Raw genomic sequence first — 24,896 nt, forward strand, 5'->3', positions numbered from 1 at the left:
ATGAATAAAAACTATGTAGTTTTTTTTAACTGTACCACAAAAGAGGAACTTAATTCGTTTAAAGAGGAGCTGCTTGAGTACCCAAACGATTGTCAGAAATTATTGATGCGAAGTAGACGTTTTGTCTCGGGAGAATATCTTTTTGACAATGAATGGGACATGGAGAGAACACATGAATCTATTCATTGGCAGTTGGCTGAGATTCAATGGGGTGATAGCCCAAATAATGATCCAGAATGGAATTATATGTTGAACCGTCATCGGTTTTTGGTAGATATCGGATTGGCCTATTTGCTGACAGAAGAAGAAATTTACAAAAGGTATTTGGCCGATTTTCTACAGGCTTTCATAGAGCATAATCCATTGAATGAACAGACGAAGGGCTATAGTTGGCGAACGATCGATGTAGGCTTGCGAGTGGTTCATTGGCTTAAATTACTTGAAATCCATCGTCATTTCCCATTGTTTACACCAGAACTAGCGCAACGAATGGAAGAAGAAATCAGCCATCATGGCAAGTATCTCTATGATCATCTTTCGATCGAACGAGGACAAAGTAACTGGCAAGTGTTGGAAATTGCTGGTTTGTATAGTATCAGTCTAGCTTATCCCGAATGGGCATCAGCAAGTGACTGGCGAGTAGCTAGTTTGGCTTATTTGGAAGAATCACTCGCACTTCAAGTGGAAGAAGATGGCATGCAGCGAGAACAATCGTTTATGTATCATAACGAAGTGTTGCTTTCTTTGCTGCAAATCATTCAATTGGCACAAAGAAATCAGCAAGAAATTCCTGAACTGATTCTGAACTATGCCAAAAAGATGACGCAGGCAGCGGCATCTTTTGTCAAACCTGATGGCAAGCAACCCGTCTATGGTGATAGCGATTTAGAAGATATGACGGGCCTTTTGCAGTATGCAGAGGGAATAGTAAGTCCTTCATCTTTTGCAAAAAAACGTCCCACTTTTTTTGCAAAGCAATCGTTTGGTTATGGGGAATTTCCGTTAGAAAATAAATTTTTATCTGTTTTTTCGGTACATCATTTCCAACAAGCCGGATTGATGATTGCCAAAACACCTGAAGACTATACCTTGTTTAAATGTGGTCCATTGGGTGGGGGACATGGACATGATGATTTACTTCATGTGTCTTATACACACCGAGGCAAAGATATTTTGATTGATTCTGGCCGTTATAGTTATGAAGTATCTAAAGGTCGACTTGATTATAAAGCGCCTTATGCACACAATACAATTGTAGTGGATGATCAGAATTTCAATCACCATACAGATGCTTGGAACAGTGAAAAAGTCGCTTCACCAATCAATCAAAAATTGCTGTCTCATTCAGGTATTCACTTCTTTGAAGGAGGACATCTAGGCTATTTTGATTTGTCAGATCCAGTCTATCTCAATCGGAAATTAATACACTTTCCAGAAGGGTTTTGTTTGATCAGTGATAGTTACTTCTGCCATGGAGCGCATAATATCTGTACCTATTTTCATTTCAATTCGAATGACGTCCAGCTGACACAAAGAGGACTGATACTTGAGGATCTGGATTTCGAATTGATCAGTCTGGATGAAAGAATGAAAGCAACGATTGAGGATACTGTTGTTTCGCCAACGTACAATGAAACCAAGTCCATTTGCTGCGGTATTCTTAAAAAGGAAATTCAAAGGACAGACACTAGTTCCTATGTTCTTGCTCCACAGGGTCTTATTCAAAATGTCGAACAGCTTCCGGTTTATGCAGAGGACCAAAAGCAATCATCAAATGTAGTAGAAGCCATCAAATTTACATTTGAAGAGAGGACACAACAACTGGTCATTTTGCAACATCAAGAACCAAATGTAGGAAGACGTGCTTATCGGATAGAAGGTAAATACTATTATGGTCGGATAATGGTAGTAAAAGATAATAAACGAATGGTTTTGTACTGATGGGAGGATCCTATATGCTATCCAAGGAACGCATCGAAGAAGAAATAGAATTTGTTTATCAAAAAATCATTGGTAATTTAACGACTTTTGAAACGTTAGTCCCAGCAGCTGTTTCAACTGATTATGTTTACCCAGCAGTAGAAAATGCTGATTGGACCGATGGTTTTTGGATCGGAATGTTGCACTTGGCACAATCTTATCGACCCGATGAACGAATTCAAAAAGTGATCACTAAACAGCTAGCTGTTTTTAGTAATCGTTTAGACAAAGAAATCGTCTTGAATCATCATGATATTGGTTTCTTGTATTCATTATCCGCAGTAGCAGATTATCGGGAAAATAAGACAGTTTCGTCAAGAGAGATGGCTTTGCGGGCAGCTAAAGTTCTGATGCGTCGGTACAATGAGAATGCGGGAATCTTTCAAGCTTGGGGAGATGTAACAGACAAAGAACAACAGGGAAGAATGATTATTGACTGCAATATGAATTTGCCTCTTTTGTATTTTGCTTCTAATGAAACGGGAGATCCAATGTATCGAAAAGCAGCAGAAAGCCACGTGAAGCTAGCACAAAAATATTTGATTCGAGAAGATTTTTCAACTTTTCATACGTATTATATGGATATCCAAACAGGAAAACCCCGTTTTGGCGCGACTGCTCAAGGTTTTTCTGATGATTCTTGCTGGGCAAGAGGACAGGCGTGGGGGATCTATGGATTTCCTATCAGTTTTACGCATATCGGGGATACTACACTTTTGGACGCTGCTTGTCATCTTGCTGATTATTATTTAGCTCATTTGCCAGCAGACAAAATTGCCTATTGGGATCTATTCTTTCAATCAGGGGCAGAAGAGCGGGATACATCGGCTTCAGCCATCACTGTATGTGGATTGCTAGAATTAGCAAAACATCTACCACTAACAGATGGGAAGAAACAACGCTATGAGGCAGCTGCTGAAGAAATCATCTTAGGATTAATGGAAAGTTATACAACAAGAAACTACCCGGAATCAAATGGATTACTGGTTCAAGGTGTTTATTCCAAACCTAATGGGAATGGGGTAAACGAATGTACTGCTTGGGGTGATTATTTTTATTTTGAAGCACTAACAAGATTGCATCGTAGCTGGTCAACTTACTGGTAGGAGGAGGAAAGATGAAACTACACTATTTAGGTACTGCGGCAGCAGAAAGAGTTCCTGCGATTTTTTGTCAGTGTCGTGTGTGTCAGTATGCCCGACAGTATGGGGGAAAGGAGTTGCGGTCCCAAACACAGACATTAATAGATGATGGGGATTTGCTGATCGATTTTCCTGGCGACAGTTATTTGCATTTGCGCGAACATCAATTAAATTTTAATACGATTGAGCATCTATTGATTACACACTGGCATAGTGATCACTTGTATGCTGAAGATTTAGCATTCCGTATGAGCCCTTATGGGAATGATTTAGACAATAAATTGACTGTTTACGGCAATGCAGAGGTTCATCGATTTTATGATCGGGCGTTTCAATTGGAAGGAATGACCGAAGGAGCACGAATCGAATTTCAAGAGCTAGCCCCTTTCGAATGTTATACGATCGGTCAATATACCGTGCATGCATTGCCTGCAGTTCATGGAAAAAAAGAGGGGGATTGTTTTATCTATGTGATTGAGCGGGAAGGCAAACGCTTATTCTACACTCATGACACTGGATTTCCTACATTGGATGTGTTGGACTACTTAGAAGAACATCATTTGAAGTTGGATGTGATTTCCCTTGATTGTACCGGACAAGGTTTAAAAGGATCTGGCGGTATTCATATGAATGTAGAGGAGAATCTGCAATTAATCGCAACCTTAAAAGAACGTGCATTGTGCGATGATGCAACAATTTTCATTGCAAATCATTTTTCTCATAACGGAGGTCTTACCTATCAAGAAATGAAAGCATTAGGAGACAAACATCAACTGATTACAGCCTATGATGGGATGATTATTGATATTTAAAGTATACTCCTCTTATCCGCAATAAAAACGACAAACTAACAGTATTGATCCAATTCAAATTGGGGTTATTTCATTAATTGACTCGCCTCATAAATCTCTTGTTTATACGGAGATTTATGAGGTGTTTTTTGTTTTTTGTCTATCAACGAATAGAGAGAAACCGTTAAAAATGCGCAATATGACAAAATAAGTTGATTTATTTTGAATTTTGTCTTTTTCATAAACAGGTCAATAAGTGAAAGAGATTTCTCAATCCCAAATCATGTGATTTTTAACACATATTTCAGAAAAAAACGAAGTAAAATGTCCTTATTTATTAAAAAAATGCTCAAGTCTGAGATAAAAATCGCTTTTATCCATTCATTTCCAGGCGCAAAATGATAAGAATTACTCCTTTTTTAAAAAGATTACTAAGTAAGAATGAGACTCAAATACTTATTTTTTGAAAGGATTTTGTCAGTTCCTAATAGCGAAAATATCCGATAATCTGTTTAGATAATCTTTGCACTTTTTTAGGAGTGATCTTTATGTAAAACGAAAATGTTGGATTGGTTGTTTAGGCATGTGTAGGTTAGGAAAGATTTAAAAAAATATGAAAGAAGGTACAGAAATGAAACGAAAGAAAAAATTAGTTACAAAGTTCGTTGTTGCAACAACTCTTTTCACAGCAGGTAGTTTGGTGGTTCCAGCTGTTGGCACTTTATCTGCCTATGCAGCGACTACAGGTCCTGTTGCAGATAATACTAGCCCTCGTTCCATTACACTTTGGAAATATGAAGTGAAAGATCTATCTGAACTGGGTGATCGTGGCGATGGGGAGATGGATGATACGGTTACAAAGACGCCGTTAGCAGGGATCAAATTCCGCATACAACGGGTAACGGCAATCGGTGATGCTGCTTTAACGAATCCATTAGATCAAAAAGAAGGAACCGATTATACGATTGACAACACATTTACTGCTCAAACAGTAACGACAGGAGCAGATGGGTCTGTCAAAGCGAATTTGGGTAGCGGCAATGCGGCAGATGGCATTTATTTAGTTACCGAATTAGAAGATGACCGTGGTGTCTCTCCTGCCGTTGCAAAACCAGCAGATCCATTCTTTGTGCAAGTACCTCAAACGGACCGTGATGATCTAGGCTCATTAATCTATGATGTAGTCGTTCAACCGAAGAACATTATGGAATCTTTGCTTGAACCAGATAAGACCGTTGAAGAAGGAAAAGGTTTCTCCAATAAAGCAGGAAATCATTTCACTTGGGAAGCCAATGCCACTCTTCCAAGCGGACTCTATCAAATTGCAGCGAAAGACATGGTTATTACACCAGTTTATGACAAAGATGGCAATCAAGTTGCGGATATTCCAGTCTCTGCAGGCGACGAAATTTACGCTGACTACTATACGATTCGCGATACATTGAACGAAAAGATTTTGTTGGATGGGTTAACTGTTAATACGAAGACAGATTCCAGTGACTGGGTAGCACTTGAATTTGGCACAGATTATACCGTCTTAGACTAGATAAGCATCATTTCCATTGTTTCGCGCGGGAATGTGCTATACTAGATGCTTGTAATCGCACCAAGAACCGGTGCTTGAAAGAAGGAGCATAAGAAATGAAAAATTTAAAAGTTCAAGACCTGATTGCTGTCGGGATATATACAGCTATTTATTTTTTATTGATGAGTTTTTGTCTGCTGATTTTACGGTTTGTTATTCCAGGATTTCATAATTTATTCATTCCAGCCGTTACAGCACTTTTTTCTGGGGTCATTTATCTATTGATGTTGAATAAAGTACCAAAGTTTGGCGCGATCACCATCATGGGCAGTGTGGTAGGTCTCTTTTTTTTGATTTCAGGTCACTTTCCGCTAGCCTTTATGCCGAATATTTTATGTGCAGTACTGGCAGATACGATTCAGTATAAAAGCAAGTGGAAAGGAAGTCTCAAGACAACTATTAGTTATACCGTATTTAGCTTTGGTTTAATGGGTCCCATCTTGCCATTGTGGTTCATGAAAAATGCGTATATTGATTCGCTAGTTGCTCGTGGAAAAGACCAAAGCTATATTGCAGGGGTCTTTGCGCATACTTCCACAGCGATGCTGGTGATTTGCGGGCTCGCTGTACTGGTTGCTTCGATTGTCGGGATAGGCCTCGGTGCTCGTCTATATCAAAAACATTTCCAACCAACGTTGCATCAAACAAACGGGTGATCGATGTGACTAGGCTCTCACTTGACCCCAGATGCAAATTATTTGTGACATTCTTTGCAAGTGTCACATTGATGATTTCATTGACGTGGACAAAAGAGTTGATTGTGATCAGCTTTTTGTTTATCTTGTTTCTACTTAGCGGTTTCTGGCGAAAGGGATTGTTGTTTTTCGGGCTGTTTCTATTATTGTCTTTGGTAGAAGGTTTTTTTGCAGGGCAAAACAATTCAATAGTAACCACCCTGCTGGATTTCTTTTCCGTAGGGTATCGCCGATTGTTACCGACGATCATGGCAGCCGTATTTGCGATGAGTGGGACGAAAATCAGTGAATGGTTAGCTGCTTTGCAAAAAATCCGCATTCCCTCGTTTTTGCTGGTACCGCTGGCCGTACTGTTTCGATTTTTTCCAACATTGTTGCAAGATGTCAAAAGTATTCGCCAAGCGATGCGCTTTCGCGGAATTGCTTTGAACGGCTGGTCCTATGTAAGACATCCTCTACAGACGGTGGAGTATTTTTTGATTCCTTTATTGATGTCTGCAGAAAATACTGCCACAGAATTGTCAGCGACCGCGTTAGTAAGAGGCCTGTCGGCTAAAAATCCTCATACCTCGGTTTATACACTGCGGTTGAAACTTGCTGATTATGTAGTGTTTGGTGCTGTGTTACTACTTATTTTTTTGTTTGTAAGGATGTGAAGGAATGATCACCATCGAAAAACTATCTCTTAAACGGGGCACCCAGCAGGTATTGAAAGATGTCTCTTGTCAGATTTTTGCTGGTGAAGTCGTCGTGTTATGCGGCCAAAGCGGTAGCGGTAAGTCAACCTTGTTGAATGTTCTCAATGGTTTGATTCCTGAACTATATCCAGCAGAAATGACGGGGGTTGTTCAAGTGGCAGGGGATTCTTTGCCGACGGAAGACTTTCCCGCCTACGCTAGAAAAATCGGTGTCGTTTTTCAAAATCCCAAAACACAATTTTTTACAACAGATGTTTATTCTGAACTGGCGTTTACAATGGAAAATGCAGGGGTAGAGCCAGTTGAAATACGAAAACGGATCAAAGAAGTGGCAGAACAATTTTCTTTGTCAGAATTGTTGGATGCAAGTGTTTTCGAACTGTCTGGTGGCGAAAAGCAGCGAGTAGCAATCGCTTGTGCAACGATGCTTTCTCATGATCTCTTTTTGTTCGATGAACCTTCCAGTAATCTTGATGAAGAAGCACTACAAAAAATTGCCGCAGCGATCCGCCTTTTGAAAGAGCAAGGGAAGACGATCGTCATTGCAGAGCACCGATTGTCCTACTTGACGGGGATTGCGGATCGTTACTTATTACTAGCAGAAGGGCGCTTGGTCACAGAGTATACCAGTGAAGCATTGCTTTCTCATACCCCGCAACAGATTCACAATCTCGGATTAAGGCGGATCAACGAACCGCAGTTCGAGTTGGCAATCAACGAAACAGAGGGAGCGAGTTTCTCAGCTGATCTGATTGCGACGAATCTCCAAGTCACTTATCGACGTCAACAGCAACCAGCTCTTGATATTGCGAAACTTGTTGTGCCTACGCGACAAGTCGTGGGTTTGATTGGCCCGAACGGTGCTGGCAAATCGACATTGTTTCAAGTGTTCGCTGGCTTAAAAAAATGTTCAGCAGCTCAATTTTGGCTGCATGGTCAACCAATCAATCAAAAACAGTTATTGCGAGAAAGTTTTCTGGTTATGCAAGATGTGAACCTGCAGCTTTTTTTTGAATCTGTCGAAAAAGAATTGTTGGCAAAAGCTGCCAGACCGGAACGTTTTGAACAAGTCGTGACTTTGTTGGAACTAGAGCATTTACTGCGCAGACATCCACAATCTTTGTCCGGTGGCGAAAAGCAGCGAGTCGCGATCGGCAGTGCATTGCTTTCAGGTAAACGCTTGTTGTTTTTCGATGAACCGACTAGCGGATTAGACCTGAAACAAATGGAAGAGGTCGGAAATCTGCTGCAGGAAGTTGCCAAAGAAGTCGATCTGTTAGCCGTGATCAGTCATGATAAAGAGTTTTTGGATGAAACCTGCCCTTACGTGATCCAACTCGAACAGGGAAAGTTAGTTGATACCTATCAGTTAGCGACAAATGGGGGATAAAAGAAAAGCGGAGTGAGCATTGGTTCACTCCGTTTTTGTCTGAACATGAAAAAATCTTCATGATCTTTTTCTTTCAATCCGTTAGGAAGTTTTTACAAAATCCGTTATGATAGAAGCAAAAATAGGAGGAGAGCAGATGGCCTTGAGAATCTTGATAGTGGAAGACGAAGAAAGTTTAGCCAGTTTTATCCAGACTGAGTTGACTTTTGAGGGGTACGACACGGTATGGGCCAAAGATGGCCAAGAGGCATTGACCTTGTTCAATCAGCAAACTGATCTGTTTGATCTGATTTTGTTGGATTGGATGCTGCCAATCTATGATGGCATCACGGTGGCGCGGCGAATTCGCAAAGAAAGCGATATTCCGATTTTGATGATGACAGCCAGAAATCAAACTGCCGATGTCGTGACTGGTCTTGACGTTGGCCTAGATGATTATTTAACGAAGCCCTTTGAAATCGAAGAACTGTTTGCCCGGATTCGCGTGATTGAGCGACGGTTGCAGCGGGAAGCCCAACAGCAAAAGAATCAACAAAATCAGTTGGTGGTAGGCGAGTTGATGATGGACATCGCCAAACACTTGGTCCAGGTTGCCGGAGAGACCATTGAATTGACTCCTAAAGAGTTTGGAATCTTATATGAGTTGATGAAAGAACCAGAAGTAGTCAAAACCAGAGATGAGCTATTGAATGAGATATGGGGGTATGAATACGATGGTCAAACAAATGTGGTAGATGTTTATATTCGCACCCTTCGCAACAAGCTGGATGTCTGCGGTAAAGGGAAAATGATCGCAACTGTTCGGGGACTAGGCTATGTGTTGAGGACCGCCCATGAAGAATAAGTTCGCCAACCCACGCAGAAAAACTGCCCAGTTTCAATTAACGAGCCGCTTTTCTTTGATTCTATTTGGTCTGTTGATTCTCTTCAATGTATTGTTTATCTTGTTATCCGTAGGGTATTTGTTTGAACATATCGAAAATCGTGCGAGCAATATTCTTGAGGCTATCGAAAACGGGGAGGCTTCAGGGGATGACTGGAATGATCTAGTCAATGCCTATGTTTCGGCAGATGAAGAAGATGCCTTGCAAGTGATCTTAGCTGATGGCAGTGTCATTTTATCAGAAGATGCAGCAGAGATTTTTGCCGAGATCAATCAAGGACGGATCATCCCATTTTTGGAGGCATCGTCTTTACAGATGATGGTATCTATTATACGAAAACCCAAGAAATCGATAGGGATCAGGTGAAGATCGCCATCAATGGTGAGGACAGTGTGGAATTAGCCTATGGTCTCTTTATGATCAGCAGTTTCTTGAACCTGATCGCTGTAGTCGTTGGCAGTATATTGATTTATTGGAGCGTTGGGAAATGGAGCCGGAAATTAACAGGGATGGCGCAAGAAATTGCTGAAATCGAACAAAGCCAAAAAGGCGAATTGACGATTGTTGAAGAACCAATCGAGATTCGTTCTGTGGCGTTGGCTTTCAATAAACTACTGAAAGAACAGCGTGAGACGATCGCGCGAGAAAAACGGTTTGTTGCCGATGCTTCTCATGAACTGCGGACACCTTTAGCCGCGATTCGCGGACATGTCCAATTGATCCAGCGGCGTGGAACCAAACACCCAGAAGTCATTCCTTCTTCACTGGCCTTTATCGATAAAGAATCGAAGCGTTTGGAAACATTGAGTAATCAACTGCTGGATTTGGAAAAAAACCAAACCCAAGAAATAAGCCTCGTTGATGTCTCGCAGATCGTGCGAGAAGAATGTGAAAAACAAGCAACGATCGTTCCGCAATCGATTGAATATTTTGTGGAAAACCAGTGTAGGAAGCAAGGGCACAAACGTGACTTCCAACAGATCATCCAAAATCTTTTAGAAAATGCAGCGAAGTATTCACCAGCAGATCAGCCCATTCATGTGAGACTGACACAAGATCAAACGCACTTGTCTCTAACCGTTGCCGACTTTGGTATTGGGATCCCCAATGATAAGAAAGCGTTGATTTTTGAGCGTTTCTATCGAGTGGAAGATTCTCGTTCCAGTCAAATTTCCGGTTCAGGAATCGGATTATCACTGGTAAAGCAGCTGGCCAACAAGTATCATGCTGAAATTACCGTCACGGATAATCAGCCGCAAGGCAGTGTCTTTAAAATTGATTTCCCAAGTGAAAGAGAAAGATGAATATTTTTTTAGATTTTCTTCAAGCATTTTTGATTCTTTTTTCTGAAGGACTTGTTATTCTAAATATATAGAAAAAAGGAATAGACAATTAATTGGAGGAATGAAACATGAAAAAAACAACAATTTTGTTCGGAATCGCTGCCCTAGGATTATTGGCAGGATGTACACAAAATAACACTGGAAATTCTGAACCTGCACAAAACAGCAGTTCAAGCTCAGCAGTCGCATCATCAAGTGAAACAACTTCTTCGCAAGCTGTGGACAGATCTTCAAGCAGTGCAGCCATCGCAAATGGCGGTTTGCCTACAGTGACAGTAGAAGAAGCCATCCAAGTGTTCCAAAACAAATATCCAGATGCAGCAATCACATCGCTTGACTTGGATACTTCTTTTGGTAAGTACTTCTATCAAGTTGAAGGCGTAGACGACACGAATGAATTTGAACTAAAGATCGATGCAGAAACAAAAGAAACTTCTGAAGAAAGAACCGAAAAACTAGATGCGGACGAACAAAACGGCGTCAAAAAAGAAGCCGATCAATTGGATCTGACCAACTTGCTTTCATTGAAAGAGATTTCCGATAGTGCTGTGAAAGAAGCTGGCGGTGGACAAGCAACAGATTGGGATCTTGATAAAGAAATGAATGTGACTTATTGGGAAGTCAAAGTTGAAGACGGCAACAAAAAAACAAATGTTAAAATCAATGCGCAAACAGGAGAAATTTTAGAAACTGAACAAGATGACTAGCAAAAGCGATAAGCAATAAAAAAAGCAAGGCAGCGAATAATGAAACTTACGCCAGTAAGCGTTCTTTCGCTGTCTTGCTTTTTATTGATTTGGCTTTAATTCTGTGAGAGGTTTGACTCTTCCGCCTATTTTTGCTGCAAAGGCTTCCGACTGCTTCCGATCTTCAAAAATCCACAACTTGTCCGGTATTTTTTCACGAGTGCGACGACCATCTTTGCCAATGTAACCATGCAAGACTTTAACAACATACATTGTCATCATCCTCCCATAAAAATTACCTTTGATTATACAAAAAAGTGCTCTAAATGCAATTAATCTGTCTCGAGATTAATTTTTCGAGGCAGCCGATAATGTCGCATAATCTGAAAATACTTGATGGATCTCAGGAAAGCTGCGCTTCAAATGGACTAGGCGATAGGTCTCTTTACTCAAAAAACAATGTTTGGAAGCGCCAGTTGTGACTAACTGATTGTTGTCAGTTCTATAAATCTCATAACGAAAATCAAGTCGAGTACCGGTGTAATGATCGACGAGCACATCGATGCGTACTTGATCCTCATAACGGATCATTTCCTTGTATTGTGCATTGACTTCAAGAACGGGAACAATCAAACCCGCTTCTTCGATTTTATGGTATGGCAATTGTAAAAAGGCGAGCATATCTACTCGTGCTTCTTCGAACCAACGGATGTAATTTGCATGGTGAATGATTGCCATCTGATCAGTTTCATAGTAATGAGGTTGGCGGATATAGCCGGAATATAAGGACATCAGGGTTGCTCCTTTTCATAACTGTTTTCATCAGCATAATACAAAACAAGAGAAATGCAAAGTGCCTTCTCTTGTTTCGGGACTATTTAAATTCAGCAAACAGGTGATCAATCGCTTGATAATCGGTTGCGGATAAATGGATATCCAATGCCTGCGCGTTGTCAGCAACTTGACTGGCTTGTTTTGCACCAGGAATAACTGCTGCAACTGCAGGATTTTTCATGTACCAAGCCAACACAAGTTGGGGGATCGTTGCATCATAAGAGGCAGCGATTGGTCGCAATTGGTCGACAGCCGACACGATTTTTTTAAAGCGATCACCTTGAAAGTCCGGCTTTTTACTACGGATATCGTCGTTTGAAAAGGTCGTTTCTTGTGTGTACTTTCCAGTCAACAACCCGGATGCTAGTGGAAAGTACGGAACAAAACTGATTGAATGTTCAGCTAAATAAGGGAAAAGTTCTGATTCAGCTTGGCGATGGATCAAACTGTACTCATCTTCCACAACATCGACGTATCCTTCGGCATTGGCTTCTTTTAATTGTTCAAGTGTGAAGTTGGAGACACCGATCGCACGGATTTTGCCAGCTTCTTTCAGTTGATGCAATGCGCGTATCGCTTCTTCTTTAGGGGTGGTTTCATCTGGAAAATGAATATAAAATATGTCCAGATAGTTGGTTTTTAAGCGTGTTAAAGCTTCTTCAACGGCTTGGGTCAGGAATTCCGGCGAATTATCTTTTTTGTTTGGTTCTTCTGGTCGATGAGCTGCTTTAGTGGCAATGATGACTTGATTGCGATCGAACGCTTCTTCTTGCAAGACATCACCGATCAGTTCTTCTGATCGACCTTCACCGTAAATATAGGCAGTATCAATCAAATTGATCCCATTGCGCAGCGCCGTCCGCACAATTTCCTTGCCTTCTTCTTCATCTAAATTTGGAAATAAATTGTGGCCACCGATGGCATTTGCACCTAAGCCAAGGGAGCGTACATAGACTTGTGATTTGCCGATTTGAACATCTGTCATAAAGCAATTCCTCCTTCTAATCTCTTCTTTTAGTGTAAAGGAAAAACTTGAAAAACGATATTCATAAGTATTGAAAAAGCCTATGAAACAGCTTGACATTTCCAAAGGATTCTTGTAGTTTATAGATAATATCAAAAATCTGTGAAAGATCGAGTACGTCATTATTGGACCTTCAAAGAGAAAACTGCCATGGCTGCAAGCAGTTTAGGACAAATGCCGGAAAGACAATCTGGAGATGAACAGAAGAAAAGCTGTTCCGTGAACGAGCGTTAATCGAAAGGAGAATGAAAGTTCTCGAATTTTAGGTGGTACCGCGTGTAATAACTCGCCCTTGTGTAGAAAACAAGGGCGAGTTTTTTGCTGTGAATCACTGCGACTGACCTGCGAAGCAGGGCAGAGCAGATGATGAACAGTAGTAGGCGACCGAAGGGAGAGTAGTCACCGCTTTTCGAATCACTGCGACTGACCTGCGAAGCAGGGCAGAGCAGATGATGAACAGTAGTAGGCGACCGGAGGGAGAGTAGTCACCGCTTTTCGAATCACTGCGACTGACCTGCGAAGCAGGGCAGAGCAGATGATGAACAGTAGTAGGCGACCGGAGGGAGAGTAGTCACCGCTTTTCGAATCACTGCGATTGGTCGAAGACCATGCAAGTCCTTCTTAGCGACAGCTTAGAAGCGACTGTAGGGTAACGCAGAGTAGACGAGCAGATGATGAACAGAAAATCGTTTCCCACAATGGATCAAATCAGTACAGTTGTAATGAATACATACGATCGTTTTTGATCGATCGAAGATACCCACAATAGGAGGATGAAAACAGATGAGTTATCAACGTCCAAAAGGCACCAATGATATTTTACCAGGAGAATCCGAAAAATGGCAGTTTGTTGAAGAAACAGCCCGTTTGGTTTTTCGTGATTACCAGTACAATGAAATCCGCACACCGATTTTTGAACATTTTGAAGTGATTGCTAGAAGCGTTGGCGATACAACCGACATCGTTTCAAAAGAAATGTACGATTTCTATGACAAAGGAGAGCGCCATGTGACATTGCGTCCGGAAGGCACAGCGCCGATTGCTCGTTCTTATGTTGAAAATAAACTTTTCGGACCTGAATACAACAAGCCTTACAAAGTCTTTTATATTGGACCGATGTTCCGCTATGAACGGCCGCAAAAAGGTCGCTTACGTCAATTCCATCAAATCGGTGTAGAAGCATTTGGTTCCGCAAATCCTGCGACAGATGTTGAAACGATGGCGATGGCGATGGATTTCTTTAAACAATTAGGGCTAAGTCAACTTCGATTAGTGATTAACTCTTTAGGGGATAAAGAAACGCGTAAGAACTATCGTCAAGCACTGATTGATTATTTATCGCCTCATGAAGCAGAATTAAGTGAAGATTCAAAACGTCGTCTGCATGAGAATCCACTGCGGGTTTTAGATAGTAAAGACAAACGAGATCAACAGTTCGTTGCGGATGCTCCTTCGATCTTGGACTATTTAAGTCCGGAAGCTAAAGCCCATTTTGAAACAGTCATCACGATGTTGGATGCTTTGGACATTCCTTATGAGATTGATTCAAATATGGTCCGGGGACTGGATTATTATACCCATACTATTTTTGAGATTATGAGTGAAGCGCCAAAAATGGGGGCGCAAGCTACGATCTGTGCGGGTGGACGCTATGACCATCTGGTCGAAGAATTAGGCGGCCCACAAACGCCAGGTTTCGGTTTTGCGATGGGCTTAGAACGTCTATTGATCACAATGGAAGCAGAAGAAGTCGTTATTCCAGCATTGAACGAATTAGATGCTTATGTTGTTGGTCTAGGAGAAGCAACCAATTTGGAAGCATTGAAAGTCGTTCAGGCGATCCGTAATTTTGGCTTTTCGGCAGATCGTGATTTTATGAATCGGAAAGCAAAAGCGCAGTTCAAATCGGCAGATAAGCAAGGGGCGCGTTTGGTGCTGACCCTAGGTGAAAATGAATTAGCTGAACAAGTGATCAACATCAAATCGATGGCAAGCCGGATCGAGAAACAATTTAAGTTAGCCGATCTGTATGATCATTTTGATGAAATCTATGATGAAATGACTACAATCTTAATCAAGCAAGGAGAAGAAGAATGAGCAAACGTACAGTATATTGTGGGCGCGTCTCAGAAGCCCATTTAGATCAAACCGTTACTTTAAAAGGCTGGGTCCAAAAACGTCGTGACTTAGGCGGAGTGATTTTCATTGATTTGCGGGACAGAGAAGGAATCGTGCAAGTTGTCTTTAATCCGGAAGTATCCAAAGAAGCATGGGCGATTGCAGATACTTGCCGCAGCGAGTATGTGCTAGAAGTGACAGGTCAAGTCATCAATCGGGCACCGGAAGCAATCAATCCTAAGATGAAAACCGGGCACTATGAAGTGATGGTCAGCGAGATCACTATTTTGAATACAGCCAAAACACCTGCATTTTCGATCGAAGATGATCAAATCGTAGGAGACGAAACGCGGTTGAAATATCGTTATTTGGATTTACGCCGTCCCAAAATGACTAAGAATATCATGATGCGGGCAAAAACGACACAAGTGATTCGTCATTTCTTGGATACCAATGACTTTCTAGATATCGAAACCCCTTATTTAGCGAAATCAACACCAGAAGGCGCCAGAGATTATCTCGTTCCTTCCCGGGTTTACCCTGGTCATTTTTATGCATTGCCACAATCGCCACAAATTTTCAAACAATTATTGATGGGTGCTGGATTCGATCGTTACTATCAAATCGTCCGTTGCTTCCGGGATGAAGACTTGCGGGGAGACCGTCAGCCTGAATTTACCCAAGTCGATATTGAAACAACCTTTTTGACGGCGGAAGAGATTCAAGCTTACACGGAGGAACTGTTAGTCAATGTCATGCGTGAAGTCAAAGGGCTAGAAGTAACTACGCCGTTTCCGCGAATGACTTACGATGATGCCATGGCACGTTATGGCAGCGACAAGCCAGATACTCGGTTTGACATGGAATTGATTGATTTGTCCGAAACCGTTAAAGATGTTGATTTCAAAGTTTTCCAAATGGCGCTTGAAAATGGCGGTGTGGTGAAAGCATTGAATGCGAAAGGTGCTGCGGATAAATATTCCCGAAAAGATATGGATAATTTGGGACATTACGCAGGACAGTTTGGTGCGAAAGGGTTAGCATGGGTCAAAGTAGAAGAAGATGGCTTAAAAGGACCAATCGCAAAATTCTTGACTGACGCTGCAGCATCGATCATTGCTGCTACGAATGCAGAAGTGGGCGATATCCTAATGTTTGGTGCGGATAAGTTTGAGATCGTTTCGGCGGCTTTAGGAGCAATCCGCAGCAAGTTAGGAAAAGAATTAGGCTTGATCGATGAAAGCAAGTTCAATTTCTTATGGGTAACAGATTGGCCACAATTTGAATACGATGCAGAAGCTGGCCGCTATGTCTCTGCTCACCATCCATTTACGATGCCTAAAGAAAAAGATGTACCATTGTTGGCAACTGATCCTGCAAAAGTGTATGCGGAAGCTTATGATATCGTCTTGAACGGTTACGAGCTTGGCGGTGGGTCTCTCCGGATCCATCAGCGGGATGTTCAAGAACAAATGTTTGAAACCCTTGGTTTTTCTCGCCGTGAAATGGAAGAACAATTTGGTTTCTTGCTGACGGCATTAGACTATGGGTTCCCACCACATGGCGGAATCGCACTAGGCTTGGATCGTTTAGTGATGTTGCTGGCTGGTGAAGAAAACATCCGTGAAGTGATCGCATTCCCTAAAAACGGGAAAGCCGCCGATCCAATGTCACAAGCGCCAAGTAAAGTGGCGCCGCTGCAATTGTTCGAATTGAATATTGATGTCACGACAGTTGAAGAAGACTAAGTAAAAAGAAATGAACAAGTAAAGAACAAACGAGCGAATGATGAATGAAAATAGACGATTAAGAAAATTCCATGAGAATTTGTCTATTTCTTTCATTGTTCGTTTCTTTTTTTACTATCTGAAGTATAATAAGAGCAAATCAACAAAGCGAGGCTCTTGAATGAAATGAATACCCTCTTTAAATGGCTGCCACACCCTGATTATGCCAACAAATTATCGTTTTCGATCGTCTACGCCATTTTATCGGCGATCGCAGTCAATTTTTTTTATCAACCCGGCAAAATCTATTCTAGCGGGATCACAGGGATAGCTCAAATTTTGACCACCGTTTCCACGGATTGGCTTGGATTCTATATCCCCGTCTCAGTCGCCCTATTGTTGCTGAATATTCCGCTTTTCTTTCTCGGCTGGTTCAAGATTGGTCATAAATTTACGATTTTCACAGGAATTACTGTAGTCCTAACATCTTTGTTCGTACAGATTCTTCCAGAAGAAACACTGACGACAGATCCGATGATCTGCGGGATTTTTGGGGGAGCCATCAACGGAGCCGGTATTGGTTATGCGCTAAAAAGCGGACTTTCCTCTGGCGGCCTCGATTTTGTAAGTATCGCGATCCGGAAACGTACGGGGAAAACCATCGGGTCCATCTCTATTTTTTTCAATATTGCCATCATGTTTGCTGCGGGTATCCTGTTCGGCTGGCAGTATGCGCTATATAGTGCCATTGCGATTTTTGTCAGTGGTAAAGTGACCGATGCTGTTTTTACCAAGCAAAAGAAAATGCAGGTAACGATTATTACGAGAAGTCCTGAAGAAGTCATCCATACGATCCAGAAAAGTCTGCGCCGAGGAATTACGATCATCAATGAAGCAGAAGGAGCCTACAAGCATGATAAACAGACAGTATTATTGACTGTCGTTACACGCTTCGAGTTGCCGATGTTACGTTCTGCCATGAAAGAAGCAGATCCCAAGGCATTTGTCAGTATTGCTGAAAATGTACAAATATTGGGTCGTTTTTATGAAGAAGAATTATAGGAGAGCTTGGATCAAAGCGTTTCGTGATGAGATGCTTTTTTCTTTTTGTAAAAATTAATTTTTTTAGAAAATAGAGTATTCTTGCTAGCTTTCTTGTTGCTTTATCTGGTAAATTATGAAGAAATGGGTCATTATTTTTTAATGGTTCCACATTGACTGTTTCTTACGAAAAACAGTTGATCAAAAAAAAGAAAAGTGGTTGGAGAATGAACAAACGGTTAAAAACAAGCCGCTATATCACTGGTTTCGACGGTATCCGTACATTAGCCGTGATCGGCGTTATCTTATATCATTTATTACCTACTCAAATGCGAGGCGGGTATTTAGGAGTTCCTGTTTTTTTTGTAGTTTCTGGTTATTTGATCACCGATTTGCTTCGACAGGAGTGGGACCAGAACGGTCGTATTGCTGTCAAAGATTTTTATGTCCGCCGGATGAAACGACTGTATCCTGGCATGGTGGTGATGCTGCTTCTGTCTGCTGCCTATATTACATTGTTCCAGCGGAATTTACTGAATAATCTGCGGGGAGTCGTCGTCAGCAGTCTCTTGTATGTCAACAACTGGTGGCAGATCAATCACGGTCTTTCTTATTTTGACCGATTCGGCAATGAATCTCCCTTTACGCATCTATGGTCTTTGGCTGTTGAAGGGCAGAATTATTTGATTTGGCCGTTACTCTTTATTTTATTGATGAAGTTAGTCAAAAATCGTGGGACGATTTTTAAAATCGTGATCGGCTGCTCGTTACTTTCGGCTCTTTTATTAGCGATCTGGTATTCACCAGGGGCAGACCCTACTCGAGTTTATTATGGTACCGACACGCGTTTGTTTTCGATTTGGATGGGAAGTGCGCTGGCTTTCATTTGGCCCAGCACCCATTTAAAAAAAGAAATTCCGAAGAAAGCGAAGCGGGTATTGAACCTAGCTGGTGGTCTTTCTTTTATTGGTTTAGTGATAACATTTTTTGTGCTAGATGATCATCTTTCCTTTGTTTATTACGGAGGAATGCTGCTAGTCAGCTTGCTTTGTACGATCTTGGTGGCGGTCACTGCCCATCCTGGAGCTAGTCTGAACCGTTGGCTGACAAATCCGTTATTCAGTTACATCGGCAAGCGGAGTTATGGGATTTATTTGTATCAGTTCCCTGTGATGATTTTTTATGAAGCAAAGATTGGGAATGTCGGCGAAAATGTTCTCCTGCATACATTGATTGAGATTGTATTGATTCTCTTGATCAGTGAATTGTCCTATCGGTTTATCGAAAATCCGTTGCGGAAATTCCACTACAAAGATACTTTCCGCACGGTGCGCAATTGGTTCAGTAAGCCGGTGATCAGTCGACAAAAGCCTTGGCTGCTTCCAGGACTGCTTGTTTCCTTAGTTGCTCTTTATGGAATAGCTACCGCTCCGGTGAATTATGTAGATGCGCAACAGCAGCAGTTAAAAGAAAATATTGCTGCCAATAAAAAAGCGGCAGAACAGACACAAAAAAATGCGAATGGCTCGGATACAGAAAGTACAGGAGACAATTCTTCAAAGGCAACGGAAGCCGAACAATCAGTAATGGAAAAATATGGGTTGACAGAAGCCCAGGTGAAGAAGGCCGAAGAGCTGGAAATTACCGCTTTTGGTGATTCTGTTATGCTGGATGCCACTGCCGACTTGCAAGAAATTTTTCCCAAAGCTGTCGTTGATGGGGATGTGGGACGACAATTGTATGAGAGTCCGGAACTGATCAAAGCGTTGAAAGAAAAAGATTTGTTACGAGATACGGTATTGATCGGTCTAGGAACGAATGGGTCCTTTACAGAAACCCAATTCGATAATTTGATGAAAGAAATTGGCGATCGCAAAGTCTATTGGATCAATGTGCGGGTACCTACGCAAAGATGGCAAAATGAGGTCAACAGCATGCTGGAGAAAATGGCTGCTAAATACGACAATATGACATTGATCGATTGGTATGATTTAAGTAATGAACATGAAGAGTGGTTCTATGAAGATCGAGTTCATCCAAATCCTGATGGCATGTTGCAATATTGTACACTAGTTTCTCAAGCTATTTTGCAATAATGGCGTTGACTATTTCTTAGAAAAATAAACTAACCGAGAGGTCTCAAGCACAGATTCTTGTTTATCTTCAAGAATCGCAAGAGATCTCTCGGTTTTTTGTATCGCCTTTCCTAAGTGGAATGAGGATCTTTATCCAATCGTTGCAACAAGCGTTTCAAACAACAATGCACTGGAAGCGGCACCTGGATCGATATGTCCGATTGCCCGCTCGCCTAAATAAGAAGCACGGCCTTTTTTGGCGACTAGGTCTTTTGTATGTTCTTTGGCTTCCTCGATTTGTTCTTTAGTCAGACTGCCGTTTTTTAACGCTGCGGCAACAGGTTGCCAGACATCGACCATCGTTTTGTCTTCGAATTCTGCTTTGCCTCGAGCTTTGATCCCATTAAGCCCTTCTTCGATGATGCTTCCTAATTGTTCATACGAATCAATTGTTTCCAGTTCTTTTGTAGCTTTGGTCATGTTCATGAATGCTGAGCCATAAAGTGGACCTGAAGCACCACCAACTTTAGAAATCAATGCCATCGAGAGTACTTTGAATGTGTCTGTGATTGTTTTAGGCTGTTGTTTTGCAAATGCTTCTTGATAGGCTGCGACGCCGCGAGCCATATTGTTGCCGTGATCGCCGTCACCAATAGGGGTATCTAGATCACTTAAATAGCCTTTATTTTCCTCAATGGCTTTTGTAAATGCATTTAACCATTGTTGGGTCATCTCTGTTGTCATTTGCATTGAAAATTCCTCCTTTACCAAGCAATCGTTTCAACAGGTTCGTTGAGCGCATCCGTCGCATCGTTGTTACTGAAATCGATCATGGTCAATGATAGACCTTGCATATCGATAGAAGTCATATAGTTGCCGACTTTATGGAATGTGACAGAAATGTCTTTGTCTGCGAGCAATTTCTGTACATCGTTGGCAAAGACGAACTGTTCCATCAGCGGTGTACCGCCCATGCCGTTGATCAAGACACCAACTTTTTTCGGTGTTTGTTCATAATCAGCTAAAATTTTGTCCACCAATTCCTTGGCTAGCTCTTTCGATGGTTTCAATTTTTCCCGGCGATAACCAGGTTCTCCATGGATCCCCACGCCATACTCGATTTCATCATCTGCTAATTCAAAACCAGGTTTACCCACTTCTGGAACGGTTGCTGCTTTTAAGGCAACACCAATGGTTTTGATGGTCGGAACTAATGCTTCACCTAATTCTTTTAATTCAGTTAATGAACGTCCTTGACGAGCAGCAGCACCCAAAATTTTATGAACGAGAATGGTTCCAGCCACGCCTCGTTTTCCAGCAGTATAGGTACTGTTCTCGACGGCAATATCATCATCTACGACGACGATTTCAGCAGTGATGTCTTCCATCTCAGCCATATCTTTGGCCATTTCAAAGTTTAGGATATCTCCCGTATAGTTTTTAACGATCAAAAGCACGCCTTGCCCTTGATCGGCTTCTTTGATCCCAGTCAGGATCTGATCTGGTGTTGGAGAAGTGAAGACGTCTCCCAAGACGGCGGCACTCAACATACCATCACCAACAAACCCAGCGTGTGCCGGTTCGTGTCCGCTGCCTCCGCCTGAGACTAAGCCAACTTGTTCGTGGGTGGCGTTTTTTGCTACGACTCGGGAGTCTTCGACTTGATGAACCAGTTGCGGATAGCTGGCAACCAGACCAGCTAGCATTTCTTCGACGATCGCTGAAGGATCATTGATTATTTTTTTCATTATTGATTCCATCCTTTCTCAGCTGCTTTTTGGGCTTCTGCTGTGATCTGGGATAGGTCATCACTGAATCCAGCGGTGATTGCTGCGGCAAAAGCACCTTCTACAAGCGGTGCATCAATCAAGTGATAGCGGGTTTGCTGTTCCGGTTCCAACATATCATAGGCTAGCTCTGCGTTTAGTACGGCACTACCCAAATCAGCAAAAACGAGAATCTGTTCGGCATCCGGAGACTGATTGACCGCTTCAACGATTTTTGTCGGATCAGACCCTAATTCGCCTTCAGCTGTTCCACCCAATGAAAAAAGAGTGACTGTTTCGCTGTCCGACATGTCTTCGATCATGGCTTTCAGTCCGTCTGTCAGTTGTTGACTGTGAGAAACAAGTAAAATACTTTTCTTCATTTCGATTCACCAACGCTTTCTTAAATAGATTCAGCGGCAGTAGACGAAACCGCCTTCACTAAAAGTATAACAAATTTCGCAAAACTTGCATGGATGACGATTGCTCCACTATATAAATAGAAAATAATTGAAGAACAGATAAAAAAACCGAGCAACTACAAATAAATATCCTTAATTAGGAGAATTTATCATAGTTGTCCGGAATCATTTTTTTCCATTGATCAAGCCGTAGCGTTTTGCTCTAGCCGGCGGGTGATCTGTGTTGCAAGGGCAGATAGCCCCCACTGCAATAAGCAGTTGATCGCCATCAATCCAACAAAGATTGGCAAGGTGATGCTAGTCAAAAAGCCTACTTCTAAAATGTGATGGAAGAGCATTGCGGCGATGTATGTTCCGCTAATCGTGGTTACGATCAAAAATAAGCGCAATGGATTTAGCGGCAAACAGCTGCGGATCACAGCTAAACAACTGATGCCGATCAGCAGATAATAGAACAATGTAGTTGCGGTCATTGGTTCCCAGCCATAGTCAGTTTGCAGGAACTGTACAGCGAAATAATTCAGAAGCACCAAGAGTGCGCTCGGCAACGCTCGCAGCAATGCGGTAGGCAAGTAACGGCCGGTGATTCGCTTTTTGTCTTCTTCAAAGGAAAGGAAGAAGGAAGGATATCCTTCAATCGCCAGATCCAATAATGTGATTTGGATCGGAATAAAAGGAAATGCCGTAGAAGTGGCAACACATAGTAAGGACAATAGGAAACTGTAGATCGTTTTGATAAAAAAGATCCCAGATACTTTCGTCACATTATTAACGACACGGCGACCTTCAAAGAGTGCTGCTGGCAGTGTCGTGAAATCGGAATCTAATAAAACCAGATTCGCGATTTGACGAGCCGCACTGTCCCCAGCAGCCATAGCGATACTGACATCGGCTTCACGCAGTGCCAACACGTCATTGACGCCGTCTCCAGTCATGGCGACCGTATTGCCTAGTGCCTTCAACTCAGAAACTAGCAGTTTCTTTTGCTGAGGCGTCACTCGCCCAAAAACGGTATAGGTTTGGGCAGCTTGACGAACGTCTGCTTCTTCAGTTAGTTGGGAAAGATCGATATAGTTCTCGGAATTAGGCAATCCGGCGCGTTTGGCGATGGCTGCAACAGTGATCGGATTGTCACCCGAGATCACTTTCAAGTCCACTCCTTCTGCAGACAGGTAGGCCAATGTGCTTTCTGCATTTTCCCGAATCACATCAGCAAGAACAAGAACTGCCAGCGGGGCAGCCTTAGCTGGATCAAAGGGCTGATTGGCGTCGTTATAATGAGGATCAAGAGTCAAGACGAGGACTCTTAAACCAGCCGATTGCGCTTCTTGAATTTGCGGCAGCTGTTGGTTGGCGATCGTCTTTTCAGGTGCTCCTAGGTAGACTGCCCCTAATTCGTGAAATGCGATAGCACCCCATTTTCGATCAGAAGAAAACGGCATTGCTGCAAAGGACTGGTAATGATGAGATCCGGTGATGGTTTGGCGCAACGCTTGCATCGTCACATTGTTGTCGGTACTGGCAGCCAAATAACTGCCTAAGATTGCCGTTATATCTTGGATGTCATCGATTGACTGGATCGATTCGACGGATAATCGACCTTCCGTTAATGTGCCGGTTTTGTCTAAACAGAGGGTATCGACATGGGCCAGTGTCTCGATCGCGTACATATCTTGGACTAAGATCCTTTTTTTGGCTAGTTTGATGACACCCGTGGTCAAAGCAATGCTGATCAATAGGACGAGTCCTTTAGGCAGCATTCCCAATAAAGCAGCAGACGAAACGATCACTGCTTCTTTTAAGTCACTGCCACGAAATAAATAAGCTTGTAGAAATAGGATCACCCCTAATGGAACAATCACTAGACTGGTGAATTTTGTGACTTTGCGAATCGAAGAAACTAGCTCTGAACGCAGCGGTTTATGTGTTTTGGCTTCATTGCTTAATTTTGCCGCATAATTCTCTGCTCCTACGCGGATCACTTTTGCAGTGACCTCTCCACTGGCGACAAAACTGCCAGATAAGAGAGTCGCGTCGTTTTCTTTGACGACGAGATCGGCTTCGCCTGTCAGCATCGACTCATTGACATCGGCTTGTCCAGATAAAACCACCATGTCGGCTGGAATCTGTTCTCCTGCACCAATGACAACAAGATCATCAAGGACCAGGGATTTGGCATCCACCGACTGTGTAACGCCATCTCGTATCACACGTATTTCTTGTTGGGCGATGATCGAGAGTTTTTTGACTAGATTTCGAGCATGGATCTCTTGACTGATCCCTACAGTGATATTGATCAAAATGATTACCAGATAAAATAAATTGGAATAGGCGCCAACTGCCAGAAGACAGACACCAATCAACAAGTTCAGCAAATTGAACAATGTGAGGATATTGTCCTTAAAAATTGCTGTCGTAGACTTCGATGTTTTTGTTTCATAATCGTTGTGTTGGCCTTGTTCGGTTCGTTGTGTGACTTCTTCTGAGGTAAGTCCCGTATCTATTTGCTTCATATAATTCTCCATTTCTTTCAGATTCCTTGTTTAGTCTAGCATGCCAAGAAGTCATTGCAAGAAATGATGAAAAAATAATTGAAATCTTAAAAAACAGTAGCGGTTTGTTCGAAAGAAGGGGCTTTTCATTGACTTGTTCCCAGAAACTTGATATAGTCATAATGCTCAAATAGTAATGATTT

The 24,896-nt window shown here is 42.1% G+C and carries 20 protein-coding genes, 1 pseudogene and 1 other annotated feature; of the genes and pseudogenes, 14 read left to right on the forward strand and 7 right to left on the reverse strand.

Features of this window, described 5'->3' with window-relative positions:
• The 10 genes and pseudogenes from FE005_RS06555 (at position 1) to FE005_RS06600 (ending at position 11,215) form a co-directional block, all read left to right on the forward strand.
• A complete protein-coding gene (locus FE005_RS06555; protein ID WP_175413537.1) occupies positions 1 to 1,941 on the forward strand; it encodes an alginate lyase family protein in 1,941 nt (646 codons plus the stop codon).
• Positions 1,942 to 1,955: 14 nt separating this feature from the next.
• Positions 1,956 to 3,086 carry a glycoside hydrolase family 88 protein gene (locus tag FE005_RS06560; protein WP_103300354.1) on the forward strand — a complete coding sequence of 377 codons (1,131 nt, stop codon included), beginning with the start codon at positions 1,956 to 1,958 and terminating at the stop codon, positions 3,084 to 3,086.
• Between the two features lie 11 nt (positions 3,087 to 3,097).
• Positions 3,098 to 3,934 carry an MBL fold metallo-hydrolase gene (locus tag FE005_RS06565; RefSeq protein ID WP_138371491.1) on the forward strand — a complete coding sequence of 279 codons (837 nt, stop codon included), beginning with the start codon at positions 3,098 to 3,100 and terminating at the stop codon, positions 3,932 to 3,934.
• Between the two features lie 610 nt (positions 3,935 to 4,544).
• Positions 4,545 to 5,459 carry a SpaH/EbpB family LPXTG-anchored major pilin gene (locus FE005_RS16830; RefSeq protein WP_175413538.1) on the forward strand — a complete coding sequence of 305 codons (915 nt, stop codon included), beginning with the start codon at positions 4,545 to 4,547 and terminating at the stop codon, positions 5,457 to 5,459.
• A gap of 95 nt (positions 5,460 to 5,554) precedes the next feature.
• Positions 5,555 to 6,154 carry an MptD family putative ECF transporter S component gene (locus FE005_RS06575; protein ID WP_060813040.1) on the forward strand — a complete coding sequence of 200 codons (600 nt, stop codon included), beginning with the start codon at positions 5,555 to 5,557 and terminating at the stop codon, positions 6,152 to 6,154.
• Positions 6,151 to 6,849 (forward strand): energy-coupling factor transporter transmembrane component T, encoded by a 699-nt coding sequence (locus FE005_RS06580; protein WP_175413539.1) that lies wholly within the window; start codon positions 6,151 to 6,153, stop codon positions 6,847 to 6,849. The genes FE005_RS06575 and FE005_RS06580 overlap by 4 nt, the downstream gene beginning before the upstream one ends.
• 4 nt (positions 6,850 to 6,853) lie before the next feature.
• Entirely contained in the window at positions 6,854 to 8,281 is a 1,428-nt protein-coding gene (locus tag FE005_RS06585) for an ABC transporter ATP-binding protein (protein ID WP_138371493.1), read from the forward strand.
• Between the two features lie 136 nt (positions 8,282 to 8,417).
• The gene (locus FE005_RS06590) at positions 8,418 to 9,125 is read left to right on the forward strand and encodes a response regulator transcription factor (protein ID WP_003128669.1); all 708 of its coding nucleotides are present in this window, start codon (positions 8,418 to 8,420) and stop codon (positions 9,123 to 9,125) included.
• Positions 9,115 to 10,469 (forward strand): annotated as a pseudogene (locus tag FE005_RS06595) (sensor histidine kinase). The gene FE005_RS06590 and the pseudogene FE005_RS06595 overlap by 11 nt, the downstream one beginning before the upstream one ends.
• A 107-nt stretch (positions 10,470 to 10,576) precedes the next feature.
• Positions 10,577 to 11,215 (forward strand): PepSY domain-containing protein, encoded by a 639-nt coding sequence (locus tag FE005_RS06600; protein ID WP_103300366.1) that lies wholly within the window; start codon positions 10,577 to 10,579, stop codon positions 11,213 to 11,215.
• A gap of 81 nt (positions 11,216 to 11,296) precedes the next feature.
• Here FE005_RS06600 and FE005_RS06605 read toward each other — a convergent pair whose 3' ends face one another.
• The 3 genes from FE005_RS06605 to FE005_RS06615 all read right to left on the reverse strand — a co-directional run bounded on the left by FE005_RS06605 (position 11,297) and on the right by FE005_RS06615 (position 13,013).
• Entirely contained in the window at positions 11,297 to 11,467 is a 171-nt protein-coding gene (locus FE005_RS06605) for a hypothetical protein (protein ID WP_175413540.1), read from the reverse strand.
• A gap of 75 nt (positions 11,468 to 11,542) precedes the next feature.
• On the reverse strand, positions 11,543 to 11,986 hold the full coding sequence (locus tag FE005_RS06610) for a thioesterase family protein (protein WP_003128673.1): 444 nt from the start codon (positions 11,984 to 11,986) through the stop codon (positions 11,543 to 11,545).
• An 82-nt stretch (positions 11,987 to 12,068) separates the two neighbouring features.
• Entirely contained in the window at positions 12,069 to 13,013 is a 945-nt protein-coding gene (locus FE005_RS06615) for an aldo/keto reductase (protein WP_005472695.1), read from the reverse strand.
• A gap of 132 nt (positions 13,014 to 13,145) precedes the next feature.
• Positions 13,146 to 13,349, forward strand: a binding site (T-box leader).
• 486 nt (positions 13,350 to 13,835) lie between these two features.
• Between FE005_RS06615 and hisS the strand changes: the two genes are divergently transcribed.
• The 4 genes from hisS to FE005_RS06635 all read left to right on the forward strand — a co-directional run bounded on the left by hisS (position 13,836) and on the right by FE005_RS06635 (position 20,034).
• The gene (hisS, locus tag FE005_RS06620) at positions 13,836 to 15,149 is read left to right on the forward strand and encodes a histidine--tRNA ligase (protein WP_003128675.1); all 1,314 of its coding nucleotides are present in this window, start codon (positions 13,836 to 13,838) and stop codon (positions 15,147 to 15,149) included.
• The gene (gene aspS / locus FE005_RS06625) at positions 15,146 to 16,918 is read left to right on the forward strand and encodes an aspartate--tRNA ligase (RefSeq protein WP_003128677.1); all 1,773 of its coding nucleotides are present in this window, start codon (positions 15,146 to 15,148) and stop codon (positions 16,916 to 16,918) included. The genes hisS and aspS overlap by 4 nt, the downstream gene beginning before the upstream one ends.
• 165 nt (positions 16,919 to 17,083) lie before the next feature.
• Positions 17,084 to 17,959: a YitT family protein gene (locus FE005_RS06630; protein ID WP_060813031.1), complete on the forward strand. Its 876-nt coding sequence runs from the start codon at positions 17,084 to 17,086 to the stop codon at positions 17,957 to 17,959.
• 206 nt (positions 17,960 to 18,165) lie between these two features.
• Positions 18,166 to 20,034 (forward strand): acyltransferase family protein, encoded by a 1,869-nt coding sequence (locus tag FE005_RS06635; protein ID WP_096711010.1) that lies wholly within the window; start codon positions 18,166 to 18,168, stop codon positions 20,032 to 20,034.
• 129 nt (positions 20,035 to 20,163) lie between these two features.
• Here the strand turns inward: FE005_RS06635 and dhaL are convergent, their stop codons facing one another.
• From dhaL to FE005_RS06655, 4 genes are all read right to left on the reverse strand, one after another.
• Positions 20,164 to 20,763: a dihydroxyacetone kinase subunit DhaL gene (gene dhaL / locus FE005_RS06640; protein ID WP_003128682.1), complete on the reverse strand. Its 600-nt coding sequence runs from the start codon at positions 20,761 to 20,763 to the stop codon at positions 20,164 to 20,166.
• Between the two features lie 14 nt (positions 20,764 to 20,777).
• Complete coding sequence (gene dhaK / locus FE005_RS06645; RefSeq protein ID WP_060813028.1) at positions 20,778 to 21,761, reverse strand: dihydroxyacetone kinase subunit DhaK; 984 nt, start codon at positions 21,759 to 21,761, stop codon at positions 20,778 to 20,780.
• Complete coding sequence (gene dhaM / locus FE005_RS06650; protein WP_003128685.1) at positions 21,761 to 22,162, reverse strand: dihydroxyacetone kinase phosphoryl donor subunit DhaM; 402 nt, start codon at positions 22,160 to 22,162, stop codon at positions 21,761 to 21,763. The genes dhaK and dhaM overlap by 1 nt, the downstream gene beginning before the upstream one ends.
• 221 nt (positions 22,163 to 22,383) lie before the next feature.
• Complete coding sequence (locus tag FE005_RS06655; RefSeq protein WP_138371495.1) at positions 22,384 to 24,714, reverse strand: HAD-IC family P-type ATPase; 2,331 nt, start codon at positions 24,712 to 24,714, stop codon at positions 22,384 to 22,386.
• Between the last annotated feature and the right edge of the window lie 182 nt (positions 24,715 to 24,896).

This window comes from Enterococcus sp. M190262 (genome assembly GCF_005843965.1).
Lineage (GTDB): Bacteria > Bacillota > Bacilli > Lactobacillales > Enterococcaceae > Enterococcus_D > Enterococcus_D gallinarum.

What these genes read in the sequence shown, in the direction of transcription:
- FE005_RS06635 (WP_096711010.1), top strand. Translation starts at nt 18,166, where the DNA reads ATGAACAAACGGTTAAAAACAAGCCGCTATATCACTGGTTTCGACGGT.
- FE005_RS06575 (WP_060813040.1), top strand. Translation starts at nt 5,555, where the DNA reads ATGAAAAATTTAAAAGTTCAAGACCTGATTGCTGTCGGGATATATACA.
- FE005_RS06655 (WP_138371495.1), bottom strand. Translation starts at nt 24,714, where the DNA reads ATGAAGCAAATAGATACGGGACTTACCTCAGAAGAAGTCACACAACGA.
- hisS (WP_003128675.1), top strand. Translation starts at nt 13,836, where the DNA reads ATGAGTTATCAACGTCCAAAAGGCACCAATGATATTTTACCAGGAGAA.
- FE005_RS06565 (WP_138371491.1), top strand. Translation starts at nt 3,098, where the DNA reads ATGAAACTACACTATTTAGGTACTGCGGCAGCAGAAAGAGTTCCTGCG.
- FE005_RS06560 (WP_103300354.1), top strand. Translation starts at nt 1,956, where the DNA reads ATGCTATCCAAGGAACGCATCGAAGAAGAAATAGAATTTGTTTATCAA.
- FE005_RS06615 (WP_005472695.1), bottom strand. Translation starts at nt 13,013, where the DNA reads ATGACAGATGTTCAAATCGGCAAATCACAAGTCTATGTACGCTCCCTT.
- FE005_RS06555 (WP_175413537.1), top strand. Translation starts at nt 1, where the DNA reads ATGAATAAAAACTATGTAGTTTTTTTTAACTGTACCACAAAAGAGGAA.
- aspS (WP_003128677.1), top strand. Translation starts at nt 15,146, where the DNA reads ATGAGCAAACGTACAGTATATTGTGGGCGCGTCTCAGAAGCCCATTTA.
- FE005_RS06600 (WP_103300366.1), top strand. Translation starts at nt 10,577, where the DNA reads ATGAAAAAAACAACAATTTTGTTCGGAATCGCTGCCCTAGGATTATTG.
- FE005_RS06605 (WP_175413540.1), bottom strand. Translation starts at nt 11,467, where the DNA reads ATGTATGTTGTTAAAGTCTTGCATGGTTACATTGGCAAAGATGGTCGT.
- FE005_RS06585 (WP_138371493.1), top strand. Translation starts at nt 6,854, where the DNA reads ATGATCACCATCGAAAAACTATCTCTTAAACGGGGCACCCAGCAGGTA.
- dhaK (WP_060813028.1), bottom strand. Translation starts at nt 21,761, where the DNA reads ATGAAAAAAATAATCAATGATCCTTCAGCGATCGTCGAAGAAATGCTA.
- dhaM (WP_003128685.1), bottom strand. Translation starts at nt 22,162, where the DNA reads ATGAAGAAAAGTATTTTACTTGTTTCTCACAGTCAACAACTGACAGAC.
- FE005_RS06630 (WP_060813031.1), top strand. Translation starts at nt 17,084, where the DNA reads ATGAATACCCTCTTTAAATGGCTGCCACACCCTGATTATGCCAACAAA.
- dhaL (WP_003128682.1), bottom strand. Translation starts at nt 20,763, where the DNA reads ATGCAAATGACAACAGAGATGACCCAACAATGGTTAAATGCATTTACA.
- FE005_RS06610 (WP_003128673.1), bottom strand. Translation starts at nt 11,986, where the DNA reads ATGTCCTTATATTCCGGCTATATCCGCCAACCTCATTACTATGAAACT.
- FE005_RS06590 (WP_003128669.1), top strand. Translation starts at nt 8,418, where the DNA reads ATGGCCTTGAGAATCTTGATAGTGGAAGACGAAGAAAGTTTAGCCAGT.
- FE005_RS16830 (WP_175413538.1), top strand. Translation starts at nt 4,545, where the DNA reads ATGAAACGAAAGAAAAAATTAGTTACAAAGTTCGTTGTTGCAACAACT.